General features: G+C 54.9%; 8 protein-coding genes and 1 pseudogene. 3 read left to right on the top strand and 6 right to left on the bottom strand.

Going from position 1 to position 13,656, the window contains the following annotated elements:
• The 3 genes and pseudogenes from F1381_RS28865 to F1381_RS14365 all read right to left on the bottom strand — a co-directional run.
• Positions 1-901: pseudogene (locus F1381_RS28865) on the bottom strand (collagen-like triple helix repeat-containing protein); the annotation flags it as partial.
• A 383-nt stretch (positions 902-1,284) separates the two neighbouring features.
• Entirely contained in the window at positions 1,285-1,596 is a 312-nt protein-coding gene (locus F1381_RS14370; RefSeq protein WP_187355356.1) for a hypothetical protein, read from the bottom strand.
• Between the two features lie 139 nt (positions 1,597-1,735).
• A complete protein-coding gene (locus tag F1381_RS14365; RefSeq protein WP_151735546.1) occupies positions 1,736-3,205 on the bottom strand; it encodes an ABC transporter substrate-binding protein in 1,470 nt (489 codons plus the stop codon).
• Positions 3,206-3,351: 146 nt separating this feature from the next.
• On the opposite strand from F1381_RS14365, the gene F1381_RS14360 reads away from it, so the two are divergent.
• Positions 3,352-5,205, top strand: a complete 1,854-nt coding sequence (locus tag F1381_RS14360; protein WP_151735545.1) for a cache domain-containing sensor histidine kinase — start codon at positions 3,352-3,354, stop codon at positions 5,203-5,205.
• On the top strand, positions 5,189-6,802 hold the full coding sequence (locus F1381_RS14355) for a response regulator (RefSeq protein ID WP_187355355.1): 1,614 nt from the start codon (positions 5,189-5,191) through the stop codon (positions 6,800-6,802). Before F1381_RS14360 ends, F1381_RS14355 begins: the two co-directional genes overlap by 17 nt.
• Position 6,803: 1 nt before the next feature.
• On the opposite strand, the gene F1381_RS14350 is transcribed toward F1381_RS14355, so the two are convergent.
• Complete coding sequence (locus F1381_RS14350; RefSeq protein ID WP_151735543.1) at positions 6,804-7,529, bottom strand: protein-glutamine gamma-glutamyltransferase; 726 nt, start codon at positions 7,527-7,529, stop codon at positions 6,804-6,806.
• Positions 7,530-7,881: 352 nt separating this feature from the next.
• On the opposite strand from F1381_RS14350, the gene F1381_RS14345 reads away from it, so the two are divergent.
• Positions 7,882-10,506: an O-antigen ligase family protein gene (locus tag F1381_RS14345; protein ID WP_246188034.1), complete on the top strand. Its 2,625-nt coding sequence runs from the start codon at positions 7,882-7,884 to the stop codon at positions 10,504-10,506.
• A gap of 68 nt (positions 10,507-10,574) precedes the next feature.
• Here F1381_RS14345 and F1381_RS14340 read toward each other — a convergent pair whose 3' ends face one another.
• Together F1381_RS14340 and ald are read right to left on the bottom strand one after the other, a co-directional pair.
• On the bottom strand, positions 10,575-11,819 hold the full coding sequence (locus F1381_RS14340; RefSeq protein ID WP_151735542.1) for a PucR family transcriptional regulator: 1,245 nt from the start codon (positions 11,817-11,819) through the stop codon (positions 10,575-10,577).
• A 278-nt stretch (positions 11,820-12,097) separates the two neighbouring features.
• Positions 12,098-13,228 carry an alanine dehydrogenase gene (gene ald, locus F1381_RS14335; RefSeq protein WP_151735541.1) on the bottom strand — a complete coding sequence of 377 codons (1,131 nt, stop codon included), beginning with the start codon at positions 13,226-13,228 and terminating at the stop codon, positions 12,098-12,100.
• Positions 13,229-13,656 lie beyond the last annotated feature (428 nt).

The following is a 13,656-nucleotide window of genomic DNA, read 5'->3' as shown; positions in this document are numbered from 1 at the left end:
CTCCCGTTGCTCCGGTCGCACCTGTTGCACCTGCGGCACCTGTTGCCCCTGTTTCCCCGGTGGCTCCGGTCTCACCTGTTGCACCTGCGGCTCCGGTCTCCCCGGTTGCTCCGGTAACGCCGGTCGCTCCGGTCACGCCCGCTGCTCCGGTCTCCCCGGTGGCCCCGGTCACACCGGCTCCCGTTGCTCCAGTCGCTCCAGTTATGCCGGTTGCTCCTGTAGCACCTGCTATCCCGGTTTCCCCGGTGGCTCCGGTCGCACCGGTGGCTCCAGTTACGCCGACTCCGGTCGCACCTGTTGCACCTGCGGCTCCGGTCTCCCCGGTGGCTCCTGTTGCACCGGCTACGCCTGTTGCTCCTGTCACTCCTGCTCCTGTCGCTCCAGTTGCACCAGTCACGCCTGCGGCTCCGGTCGCTCCTGTAGCGCCTGCGGCACCTGTTGCTCCTGCCGCACCTGTAGCTCCGGTCACACCGGCTCCCGTGGCCCCGGTGGCTCCCGGTGCTCCTGTCGCACCTGTGGCACCGGTAGCTCCGAACGACTCACCCAATAATTCCGCCGAGACCACACGGTGCGCGGTGACCAGCTGACCGGCACTATTTTTACCCCAGAAAGAAATCTGCACCGGATCATCCAGCGGACTTTCGCTGGGCGTGGTAAACAGAAACTCAATAGCATCCAGGTCTGCAAAGAAATCCAAGCTGATCACCTGGTTCGGTGCCACATTCAGAAATTGGCTGACATACAGGTTTCGGGTAACGCTCATATAATAGCCTTGAATAAGTACACTTGATGCCTCCACATCACTGCGGTTGTCCACCCGGATCGTCACGGTTTGGGTCGGTCTTAATCCCGTCAAGGACGAAATATTATTCTCGATCGGCCCTGTTGATAAGAATGTCATTCCTGCAATTCACTCCTTCACCCGAATAAATGATTAAATCTAGCAGCACACAAGGGTGTTAAAAGATTTAGTATAGTAATATTCCTGCGGTGTATCAGGGGTGTGGACGGACAAGAGGAAATAATAGCGGAGGAGCATGGCTTGCCGCCCGGTTACTCGCACAAACGCGATACACCATACTAAAACAGGGCGCCTCTTGCAGGGGAAATGACCTCCCTCTGGAAGCGGACACAGCTATTTTATTCGGGGCAGGATTTCGGGGTGTATTAAATGTACGAAGTGCAGCTAAGCTTATTTCCAGCGCAAAAAAGGGTTGTCCAGAAGGACAGCCCCATTCCTAAATGTTTTATAGTCGTCGGTCTTCACCGCACTCTAATCGCACTTTAAGGATTGACGCCAATCAATAACACAACTTCACACAGCGCCAGCGCCATTACAGCCATCAGCTGATTCACCAGGAACAGCACATTACGGTTATACCGGCCCCTGCTTGCAGCAGCATAACGGGCGGCAATCTCCCGGCTCGGAATCAGCAAAGGGAGCGAAGCCAGGACCGGCGAGAGGACATACATTGCAGTAACGGCCGGGACATCGCCGATAGGGTAGGACAACCCCCAGGCCAGCAGCGGCATCAGGATGCCAAACGCCGCAATGGACCAGACGGCGGTTGCCACGGACAGATACCAGAATTTCAAATGCACGGCAGCAAACAATTTGAAGTAATCAACCAACGAAATCACATCCCCCGGCCGGCCGCTCAGCCGCAGCTGAACGGTCCCCTCTGATATCTCTAACTTATATACCGCATTATTACATTCATTTGCCGCTCATCCCCTAGTCCTGCCCTTCCCTTTGCTTCGCCAGGCTCTCCCCGGCAAGCGGCCTTGCCGGATTGAATTCCGGGTACACAAACTCAGCCTGCCGGAAAGAATAACCCGTTGCGGCGATATCCAGCATCTGGTTCATCCGCTCCGTTTCGCCCTGTAAGCCGTCCATGATTGGCTTCTCCCCGGCGATGATCTGCAGATACAGCTGCATCCTCGGGCGCTCGCCCGAGTCGCGGGGTTCAACCGATACCGTACTCGGATCATATTGGTCGGTAATCTGGGGGGTCAGCGGATACATGGATTCGGCGCCGGTCGGATAGAACTCCTTGAACCGCCCGATGCCGGGCGACAGATTCGGCAGGTCAAGAATTCCGTCCACCACCGGCAGAGCCAGCGCCTGCCGGAACAGGATGGTCAGAAATTCCTCCGACTGCAGATAACTCCAGACTTTAAGCGCCGCCTTCGTATCGCCCGCTGCCGCATTAACCACAAGCGGGGAATGGGGGATCATCATCAGCGCTCCGGCGCCCCGCTTGCCTGCTTCCGTAACCGGCGGCATCGCCACGCCCCAGTCATCCTTTGGGCTGTATTCCTGCAGCTTGACGTAGTCCTTGCTGGTCACATACAGCATCCCGATATTACCGTCGGCGAACTCCCGCAGCGCACTCCCCCGCTTCAGCAGCATCTCTCCCGGATACAGGCTGCCCGCTTCCCGCATATGAACAAGCATCTGCAGCCAAGGCGCATATACACTCAGGTCATAACGTCCGGTACGGTAATTGTACAGATACACCCCGCTGTAAGTACCCGAAATCTCCAGTGCCGTTTGCAGGCTGTACTGGCTGTCACCCGCCGCCAGGGCAAAACCGTATTTATTTACGCCGACGCCTGCCCGGCTGATCCGTTCCGCCGCCTCTTCCATCTCCCCGAAGGTCAGCGGCGGCCGCTCCGGGTCAAGACCGGCGCTGCGGAAGAGCGCCTTGTTATAAATAAGCCTGACCGTCTCAATGCTGGAGGGCATGAAATAGATGCCGCCCTTGAAGAGCGAGCTGGAGGCATATTCCCTGGCCCATTCCGGAAACCTGTCCGGACTGCTGGAGCGAAGCGCCCCGCTCAGATCGGCGAGAAAGCCCTTGTTGACATAGGTAGCCAGCCAGGCGTTGTCCACGCTGAATACATCGGGACCCTGTCCGGAAGTCATCAGCATATTCAGCGTATCGTCATAGGCGTCGGTCGACAGATTCATAATGCTGATCTCGATGCCGTCCGGATTGGTTTTATTGTAAGAATTGATGGCATTCTTCACTTCCAGGTTCTCCGTCCAGTCATAAAGCGCAATCCGTACCTCTCTCTTTGCCGGCTCTGCCGGGGCAGGCTTCGGCTTAAATTCCACCAGCAGCGGGGTGTCGTAGGCAATGGCATACAGCAGCGTTCCCAGGGCCAACAGTCCGGTTATCAGAAAAAGAATGCGTTTCAACCCTCCACCTCCCGCGTTGACACCTTGACTCCGTCCGCCTTACAATGGATACCAACTAATAGTTAACTTCTCCCAGTCTTTAATATATTCCAATATCATCCGGTAAATGGCAAGCGAGAATTTTCCCTGCAAAGAGGAGGATTCAAGTGAAGAAATGGTTTGATACGCTGTCCAAAACGCTCTTCCTGTACAATTTCAGCATCCGCAGCCGCCTGATCCTCTACTTTCTGTTCCTGGTTCTGCTCCCGACCACCATCATTTCGGTTACCGTGTACAATAAGTCGACGGGGATCATCACCCGCAACGTTACCACATCCATCGAGAACAATCTGAATCTTGTGCAGGATAATCTGGCCCAGCGCTTCGCCGCTGCCGACAGCACGATGACCGCCCTCTATCTGAATTCCGAATTCGCCGATCTCATCTCCTCCAACCGGCCTACCGACAGCACTGGCATCATTAATGAGCTGGCCGCACTGAACAAAATTCTTGAGAACTTCCCGGCCGGCGGAGCCTCAGGCAGCAGCTATGTGACCATGCTCTATATGCTGAACCGCCCGGAGTATACCCAGTACAATTTCTCCCGCCGCGTGTATAACATCGACCTTATCTCTTTGAAGCCCTGGTACCTGAGTATTCCGGCCAGGTCCGATTTCACCGTCGTCGGCCTAAGCTCGCTGGATTCGCGCTATACCCTGAAATTCGCCAAGCGGCTCTTCGGGATACGCCATGCCCAGCTGCCTTATATCGGGCTCTTGACCATCGATATTCCGCTTACGGAATTCTCCCCGCTGCTCGATCATTACAAGCCGACACCGGGCAGCCAAATATATATTGCCGACCAGAGCGGAACGATCGCCATCAGCCCGGAAGAATCACTGATCGGCCAGAACATCAGCACCCAGGATTACTATGCCAAACTAAGCGCGTCTCCTGCGGACTCCGGCACCATGCACTCCTTCCGTCATGTCCTGGACGGAAAGAACATGCTGGTCTCCTACAAGCAGATTGCCGCCGGCTGGACCATCCTGTCCTTCTCCCCGGTCAGTGAACTGAACGGCGAGCTGGCCTCCTTCCAGCGGGTGATGTACATCGCCATCGGCAGCTGCATGCTCGTGTCACTGATGATGGCTCTTCTGCTGTCGGAGAATATCTCGGCTCCGATCCGCAAATTCATCCAATCCATGTCCCATGCCGAGAGCGGCAACTTCAACATCATTATCCGCTACCGGCGCAAGGATGAATTCGCCTATTTGTTCGACCGCTACAACAAGCTGCTGCAGCAGATCAAGGCGCTGATCGACAAGCTGTACGTTACGGAGCTGCGCAAGAAGGAAGCGGAGCTGAAGACGCTGCAGGCCCAGATCAATCCGCATTTTCTGTACAATACGCTCGATTCGATCAACTGGCTGGCCATCAACCACGACGTGCCCGAGATCAGCCAGATGGTGACTTCCCTGTCCGACTTCTTCCGCTACAGCCTCAGCAAGGGGAAGAACATCATTCCGCTGCGCGATGAACTGAAGCAGGTGGAGAGCTATCTGGAAATCCAGCAATTCCGCTTTCAGGATAAGCTGGAATATGAATTGGAGGAGACCGACCCCCGCCTGCTGGCGGAATGCCTGGTCGTCAAGCTGAGCATCCAGCCGCTGGTCGAGAACGCCATTATTCACGGCATACAGCGCCGGCGGGGCAAGGGGCGCATCCGCATCCGCGTAACCGCCTCACCGGAGACGCTATGCGTCTTGGTGTTCGACGACGGTGTCGGTGCCGATCCGGAGAAGCTGAACGCGCTGCTGACGGGCCCCCGGCCGGGCAACCAGTCCTACGGCATCCGCAATGTGCATACGCGGGTGCAGCAATTTTTCGGGGAAGCATATGGTATCCATTATTATGCCAATACCGAGGCTGAGACCGGCCTCCTGGCTGTCGTCCGGTTTCCGGTGGTGACTACATGGGATGAGGTGAAAGAGGATGTTGACAATGATCGTAGCGGATGATGAGCCGTTTACGCGCCGCAGCCTGATTCAGGCCTTCAAATGGCGGGAGGAATTCGGGATTGAGGTCATCGGAGAGGCGGCTGACGGTCAAGAGGCGTATGAATTGTGTATGGAACTGCAGCCGGATTTGTTGTTTACCGATATTATGATGCCGCTGCTCAGCGGCCTGCAGGTGGCGGAGAAGCTGAAGGCTGCAGGCTCAAAGACCCGGATCATCGTCATCAGCGGAGCCCAGGATTTCACCTATGCCCAGAACGCGATTAAGGTGAATGCCGAGGGGTATATTCTGAAGCCGGTGAAGCTGCAGGAAATCCGCGAGCTGTTCCGCCAGGTGACGGCCAGGGCGCTTGAGGAACGGGAGAGCCGCCTGAATGCCGAGCTGCTGAAGCGGCAGCTGCAGGAGAACATGCCGCTGATCCGCGAGAAGTTTCTCCAGAATCTCATCTCGGGCCTTTACCAAGGCGAACCGGAGATCCGCGAGAAAATCGCCTACTTCGCCGTCCCCTTCGGTCCGGAAGACCTGCTGACCGCCGCCGTGCTGCAGCTCGACGATTACCGCTCGGCGGTTGCCAAGTTTACGGAAGAGCACAAGCAGCTGCTCTATTTCTCCGTGCAGAATATTATTGAAGAGTGCCTGGGCGGAGAGCGGCGCGGCATCCATTTTGTGCGCGGCGAGAACGAGTTCATTCTGGTTCTAAGGCGGAACGGACAGCAACCGGCGTCTGCCCTGCAGCTGTGCGAGCGGCTGATCGCCGGCATCCGGCAGTCTTTGCGGCTGGAGGCCTCCATCGGCATCGGCCGGGAATGCGGCACCCCTGAAGAACTGGAAGCGTCCTACAAGGACGCGCTTGCAGCGCTCGTCCATAAATTTTATACCGGGCATGCCTCGATTCTGCATATTAAGGACATTCAACCGGAGACCGGGACGCTGGAGAGCACCTTCTTCTATAAATTCCATGCCGGGTTTATGAATGAGCTCAAGGCAGGTCACACGGACAAGGTCATGGAGCTGCTGGAGGAACTGTTCAGCCGGCTGGAGGGCCCGCGGCTGCAGATTGATTATGTGCAGAGCATCTGCGCCGAGATGATCTTCACTTCCGCCAGAACGCTGTATGAGATCGACGAAGACATCGAGCAGCTGCTGGAGTCCCGCAAAGCCATTATGGATAGGCTGTACTCCCGGAGCAGCATTGCCGGACTGAAGAAATATATGCAGGAGCTGTTCCATCAGTTGAGCAGCTATGTGGCAGGCAAAAATTCGTCCAAGAACAACCGGGCGGTCCACCGGATCAGAACGATCGTGCAGGAGAACTACGCCCGGGAGCTGTCGATTGCCCGCATTGCGGAAGAGGTGTATCTGACCCCCAATTACATCAGCCTGATCTTCAAAAAGGAAACCGGCGAGACCATCACCGATTACATTACCGGGATCCGTATCGGCAAAGCCAAGGAGCTGCTGCGGACAACCGATCTGAAGGTGAAGGACATCGCTGAGCGCGTCGGCTACGAGAACCCCCACTACTTCAGCACGGTCTTCAAAAAGACCTCAGGACAGCACCCGCTCCAGTACCGCAGCGATATGCAGGACAGCCCTTGAGTTATTTGAAAATATACGACCGCACGCCGATCCGCGAGAATATGGCGTCCTGCGCATTTTGGGTCCGCTTTCCGGGCTGTGCCGAACGCATCCCCAGCATCTGCATATAGGCAAAGTCGGGATGCAGCGCCTCATTCGTCAGATAAGCCGAGGTGCGGCTGCCCGGCACGCGCTCCTTGTTCAGGGCAGCGATCATCTCCGACTCATTCTTGATGCCCAGACCATGGCCATAATAGCTGTCCGGTCCAAGCATAACGGCATTCTCTCCCTGCCATTCGTCCTTATCCGGAGCATGGTCGGGGTTCTTGAAGTAGACGATATCGCCGGGCCGCATGTCCGCGCGGCGGAAGGTGGTGATCATCCGCAGATTGTCATCGGTGTTCCAGTCCCAGAGGTATAGATCGGTAAAGTGGCGGTTAAAAGCATCCTCTCCGATCGCCCCGATCGTCGCCTTGTACAGAATCATCACCATAGCCATGGCGCATTCGAAGGCGTACAGCCTTCCATTGATAAAAATATCCTCAATCGCCGCCGAGGGCTTCACCCCGGCCTTCAACTGAAATCCGCCGCCGGCCGTCCGGTCCCAGAACTGCGGATTGCAGCGGGAATTCTTAAATGTCGAGAAGCGGGTTCCCCCTGCATCCATTTGTCTGGCCGTCGCAATGATTCCGGCACGCATGCTTTCCTCAAAGCCGCTGTTTATGCCCGGCCCGTATCCAAATCCCATCCTGCTGTGCCCCTTCCTGTAATAAGTTCACAAAAGATAGGTTATTGTACGTGTCGGGCCGGCGGTTTGTGCAAATTTGGCCTCATTTAGAATTCCGGGGCCGGTGTGCGGTAATATTCGAGCTTAATTGGCAATCTCTTTGTTCAGTAGCGCACTTCCAAAGCAGTGTGCTAAAATAGCAACGTGACTACAGAAAAAGGAGATTATAACATTGCCAAATCCAGTATACGGCAAAAGGAATCCCTCGTCGGTTAAAGACGAAAAATTGCCGTCCTTTGTTCTAATGCTTGCCGTGGCTTTTATTTTATTTTTATTTTGGGCGCCGTTTCAAGTAGGACTGTTCAACGGCCAAATGCTAGATTTTGAACGGCCGCTGTATATCGCTGCACTGCTGGGCGCTTTGCTGACGCTGCTATGGATTGTGACCTTTTATAAACAGTTCAGGCTTGCAGAGGAACGGGATGTTCTTGCCTTGGCAGGTCTGCTGCTGCCGCTGACCTATGCGCTGTCTCTTTTCGTCGCGGTATCTCACTATAATGCTATGAACCTATTTTTCATTCAGAGCACCTATGGTGCGGTATTTATTGTAACGCTATATTTACTGAGAAATAAACGCGTTGACCTAATTATTCAGAATGCCGTGCTTACCATCGCCTATTTCATTGTCGCCTTCGGTCTAATGAACTGGCTTGGCGCGGGCAAGGTGGCCGGAAGCCTGGTTGGCTGGTTCTCTAATACTGTAATGAACGGTATTTACCTGGATGCCGTGATGACTGATTCGAACGGGCTGCGTTTAACTTCGATTTTTCAGTACGCCAATACATACGCTGCCTTTCTGATGGCATTCCTGTTTGTGGCGCTGTTCGCTGTCATCCGTTCCCGCAAATGGTATGGCATCGTGATTAACTCATTTATGCTTGTGCCCATCCTGGTCTCCCTGCTGCTGACACTGTCGCGCGGCGGACTGGTGCTGCTTCCGGTGGTCTTCATTCTGCTGTTGCTGATGCTGAAGCCGACCCAGCAGATTCTGTGGATTGTTCATCTGGCTGTGTCCGGACTCGCCTCGCTGGCGGTTATCAGCCCGATCACCAATGTCGGCACAGAGCTAAGCAGTGCATTCGATGCCGGCACCGCCGCCAAAGGCTGGGGCTATCTCGCCGCCGCTTCGGTGCTGACCGCTGCCATCTCCTGGGTGATTCAAAAGTTTGCCGCCCCTTGGCTTACCCGTAAGCTGAGCGGCTGGAACGGACGCAAGCTCGCCGGCCTGTGGCTGCCGCTCGTCTCTTTAACTTTGGTGGCACTGATTGCCTTCCTGCTGCTGGGTACCGGCTTAAAGAAGGTGCTTCCGGACAATATTGAAACCCGGCTGGAGAACATCAACTTTAACCAGCACAGCGTGCTGGAACGTTTCACCTTCTACAAGGACGCCCTGAAAGTAACCAAGGATTATCCGCTGCTCGGTGCCGGCGGCGGGGGCTGGTCTGCCCTATATGAGAAATACCAGAATAATCCGTATACCAGCCGCCAGGTGCATAACTTTTTCCTGCAGTATCTGATCGAGGTCGGGATCATCGGCTTCATTATTTTCATGGGTTTCATGCTCTATATTTTCTACAAATATATCCGCGGCTACCTGCAGCGGGACAAGGATGACTTCGCTAACGGATTCTTCTATTTCATCATTGCCTTGTCGATTCTTGTGCACAGTCTGCTTGACTTCAATATGAGCTACGCGTTTATGGGCATTCTGGTCTTCCTTGGACTGGGCGGTATGGCGAACGCCATGCACAGCAAGCCGCTGCCTGCCAGATGGACCAAGAATGGGATTCGCCTCGGGTATCTGGCCGTGCTGGCTGTGTGTGCCGTTGCATTGCTGATATTCTCCACCCGTTCCATTACTTCCAGCAATGCTTCGATTAAGGCCAAACGATTAACAGCGGTCAGCAATTCCTATGAAGAAATTGCAGAACCGCTGCGCAAAGCGCTGCGCTACCGGCCAACCCACCCGGATTCGGTCCTTCTGCTCTCCGCTTTGGATCAGCAGGTGTACAAGCAGACGCAGGACGGGCAATATTCTCAGGAAGCTTACACGGTCCTGGAGCGTGCGCTTAAGCAGGAGCCGAACAACAAGCAGCTGCTTAACCAGCTGATCAATTATTATGACATGCTGAATCAGCCTGAGCAGTCCTATAAGGTATACGCGGATAATGCTGACCGGTTTACCTGGGACATTAACTGGTATGAGAATATGATCAGCCGCGCATTTGCTCTCGGCAATGACGCCCGTATTAATAACGATACCAGCACGCAGCAGCAATACTTCACCGAGAATCTGGCTCATTATCAGCATGTCGTGGAAGGTATCGATTATTTAGCCACCCTTCCGGAAGAGCAGCTGCAGGGGCGTCCTTTCAATATTACACCTCTGATTGCTGTAAGCATCGGGAAGATGAAGCAGATCGAAGGCGACACTAATTCCGCTGCCGAACTGATCAAAGCCGGGTTCACAGACGGCTATGCCGATTTGGCGCAGCAGCCTGAGCCTTGGTCTGCGGACTGGTATAACGCCTTGTTAGCCCAGGCTTTAAATCTCGGGATGACTACACGCAGTCAAATCGGTGACGGGATCAATGACGATCAAGAGGAAGTTTCCATGAGATACAATTTCAACCTTGGTCTTCAGGCGTACCGGCAGGTTCTGCTCGACGCCAATAATGACCTCACCGCCCTGCCCGCCCCGCTTGTGCTTAGTGCAGGCAAGCTTCAACTGTTCTCGGGAAGTGCAGATACGGCGGTCAACACCTTTAAAGCCCGCCTTAGCGAGGATTACAGCGACCCGGCCAACCGTGAACTGGCCCGCTGGTATTTAGCCACCTTAAAGCGGCTTAATAGTGCTCAGGATGATGTAGTATACAATAAGCTGGTTAGTGCCGATCCTAACGAGGCGGCCATGATCGAAGAAGCAGCTGCAATGTAACAGGGAATATTCTCCAAAGTAAATAAGGCAACCCGTTCTTCTGAAGAGCGGGTTGCCTTATTTACTTCCTAGAACCATTCATTAAGTCGCCCGGTCTCCTCAACCAGAAGTTCGAGATACACCGAGGTGCGGTAATCGGTCTCTTTGAGGCTGTGGCCGGTCAGCTCCGCGATCTTGTTCAGCCGGTACATCAGTGTATTCGTATGGATATGCAGATAAGCGGCCGATTCTTTCAGGTTGCCGTTCAGCGACAGATAGACGGCCACGGTCTTCAGGAAATCACTCCTGTGCTCCCGGTCATGCTCGCGGAGCGGGCGCAGCAGGATGCTCTGCCTCCCTGCACCGCGCTTGCTCTCGAGTATGGCCGGCAGATAAGCCCAGAAGCCAAGCTCCTCGTACAGCAGCAAATGGCGGGTATGGAAAGGCAGCAGCCTCCGCAGCTCCAGCACGGTCTGTGCCTCGCGGTAAGCGGCGGCGGCGGAGACATACTCCCGGTAACCCTGACTGCAGCCTGCCGTCAGCCGGACGCTACCGCTACGCTCCATATCCTGCAGCAGCTTGTGCAGGAAGGCGGTGAGCGCCTCCGGTCCTTCCGCGCCGAACAGGGACGTGAAGAGCAGGATCAGCCGTTCATGCTCCGCAGTCAGCAGCACGAGCTGCTGACCGGGGTACGCCTCCAGCGTGTCCCGAAGCTTCTGCACCAGATGTTCGCCGAATCCGCTTCCGCTCTCCAGCACCGCAATATTATAGCCTGCGGGCAGGTGAATGGAGACGGCCTCCGCTTCCTGGCGGATGCGTTGCTCGCTTTCGTAATGCGAAGTAAGCAGCTTCCAGAAATAATCCTCCCGGGTCTTCTCCTCCTTAAGCTTCCAGCCGCGCTGTTTCATGAGATAACGCCCGGCAATGCCCGCCGCCTTCTCCACCACCGCCTCAGCCTGCCCCTCGGCCAGATTGCCCCGGTCCACTACCCAAATATAGCCGAGAATCTCCTGCTGATGCTTGATGCACATGGCCAGGCGCGGACCGAGGCCAACCTCCATCACTGCCGGAACACGGATGGGGTGCATGCTGTTCTCCAACCGGTGCATAACCCCTTTCTTGCGCAGACCGATAATGACTGTGTTCGGCACGACTTTGCCGATAATGGTGGAGATGCGCGCCGGGTCGCTTTCAAAATGGTGCGAGCTGTAGCCGATAACATGATGATTGCTGTCCTCTATGGTCACCTGCGCCTGGAGCGATTCACTGATCGTGTCGGCCAGGGCCTCCATACTGTCAAAAAAACGGTCGAATACCCGCCCTAAATCTGTCATAAGCTCACCCCAACCTGCAAAATAGCGAAATCATGAATTACGGAGTGATTTTATTATAGACTTTGGGGGGCACCGCTGACTACAATTTCATGAAAGTAAACCTGACATAAAAGGCGTGATGTTGTGAAAAAACACAAACTGCTGCCGGACAAGTCTGATCTATCGCTAGTGCTCTTGAACCGGACTACCTTCAATTTAGCGCAAAAAAGCAGCCCGGTGATCTCTCCCCGGGCTGACCCAATCTACCCCTCTCGTCTCTCTATGCGGTTCGCTTAGGTCTAGATTAAAGTGAACTCTTGTTCTACTGCCTGCTCTACCGTGAAATACTCTTCCCCAAGAGCATCAGCCACGGCCTTACAGGTGATTTTGCCATTAGCTACATTGACACCGCTCTTCAGGCCGGCATCGTCTTCAATGGCCTGGAACACCCCTTTATCGGCAATCTGCAGCGCATAAGGAACCGTTACGTTGGTTAATGCAATCGTCGAGGTCTTGGCCACCGCACCCGGCATATTGGCTACCGAGTAATGCAGTACCCCGTGCTTCTCGAAGACCGGATGATCGTGTGTGGTTACCCGGTCGATCGTTTCGACGATACCACCCTGGTCAATCGCCACGTCGACGATAACCGAGCCCGGCTTCATCGTCTTGACCATCTCTTCGGTGACCAGCTTCGGCGCTTTGGCGCCCGGAATCAGCACCGCTCCAATCAGAACGTCGGCCTCGGCCACAGCCTTGGCAATGTTGTACGGATTCGAGATCAGCGTGCTGATCTGTGCGCCGAAGATATCGTCGAGCTGGCGGAGGCGGTCAGCGCTGAGATCAATGATCGTTACTTCGGCGCCGAGGCCGATCGCCATCTTGGCCGCATTCGTGCCGACTACGCCGCCGCCGATAATGCTGACCTTGCCTCTGCTGACGCCGGGAACGCCGGAGAGCAGAATGCCCTGGCCGCCGTGGTTCTTCTGCAGGAACTGCGCACCGAGCTGCACGGCCATCCGGCCGGCCACTTCGCTCATCGGCGTCAGCAGCGGCAGTGTGCGCTCATGCACCACGGTCTCGTAACCGATGGCGAATACGCCCTTGTCCTTCAGCGCGGCGGCAAGTGCCGGTTCGGGAGCCAGATGCAGATAGGTGAAGAGGATCAGGCCCGGACGGAAGTAGCCGTATTCGCTCGCCAGCGGTTCCTTGACCTTCATGACCATTTCCGCAGCCCAAACTGCGGCAACATCGGCAATGACTTCCGCTCCGGCCTGGGCATATTCCGCGTCCGGAAAGCCGCTGCCCACGCCTGCGCCGGCTTCCACCAGCACCTTATGGCCTTCGCTTACCAGACTTACGACTCCGGCAGGAGTAATGGCAACACGGTTCTCATTATTTTTAATTTCCTTGGGTACTCCGATAATCATTCTGATCTCTCCCGTCTATTTGGTTTTCTCTTATGTGAAGAATCATAACATACGATCCCGAATTGTATTTTGGTGAAAAAAGAAAAGATTATCTGCCATGGTTGTGTTTTATCACAATGCGTAAAATTTCTCCGCCTCCCCATCCGGAAGACAGAAAACAAGACACCGCTGCCGGTGCCTTGTTATATCCGTTTCAATTTCCGCTAATTCGATTTCAGCCACTTATTTTCGCCATTTCTCTTGTTTTTGTAAGTTTAGTTGGATTTCCGCCACCTAATACAGGCTGCCCCCTGCGTTTCTGCCGAAAGCGGTGAATGTAAGTGGTTACAATCCACTAGCGTTGCATTAACCCTGACATGTAATTAGATGCTGTTTATTAAAGTATCTAAAGGGATGTTTTTACATTTGTTTTTGACTGCCAAGCTAAA

This window comes from Paenibacillus tengchongensis, assembly GCF_008973665.1.
Classification (GTDB): Bacteria; Bacillota; Bacilli; order Paenibacillales; family Paenibacillaceae; genus Paenibacillus_AQ; species Paenibacillus_AQ tengchongensis.
The sequence above is the reverse complement of the archived record's forward strand: the minus strand, read 5'-3'. Positions and strand labels throughout refer to the sequence as shown.

Bases quoted from the DNA above. Each gene is read 5' to 3' on its own strand.
- F1381_RS14350 (WP_151735543.1), bottom strand. From the start codon at position 7,529: ATGGGATTTGGATACGGGCCGGGCATAAACAGCGGCTTTGAGGAAAGC.
- F1381_RS14340 (WP_151735542.1), bottom strand. From the start codon at position 11,819: ATGACAGATTTAGGGCGGGTATTCGACCGTTTTTTTGACAGTATGGAG.
- ald (WP_151735541.1), bottom strand. From the start codon at position 13,228: ATGATTATCGGAGTACCCAAGGAAATTAAAAATAATGAGAACCGTGTT.
- F1381_RS14355 (WP_187355355.1), top strand. From the start codon at position 5,189: ATGATCGTAGCGGATGATGAGCCGTTTACGCGCCGCAGCCTGATTCAG.
- F1381_RS14345 (WP_246188034.1), top strand. From the start codon at position 7,882: ATGCTAGATTTTGAACGGCCGCTGTATATCGCTGCACTGCTGGGCGCT.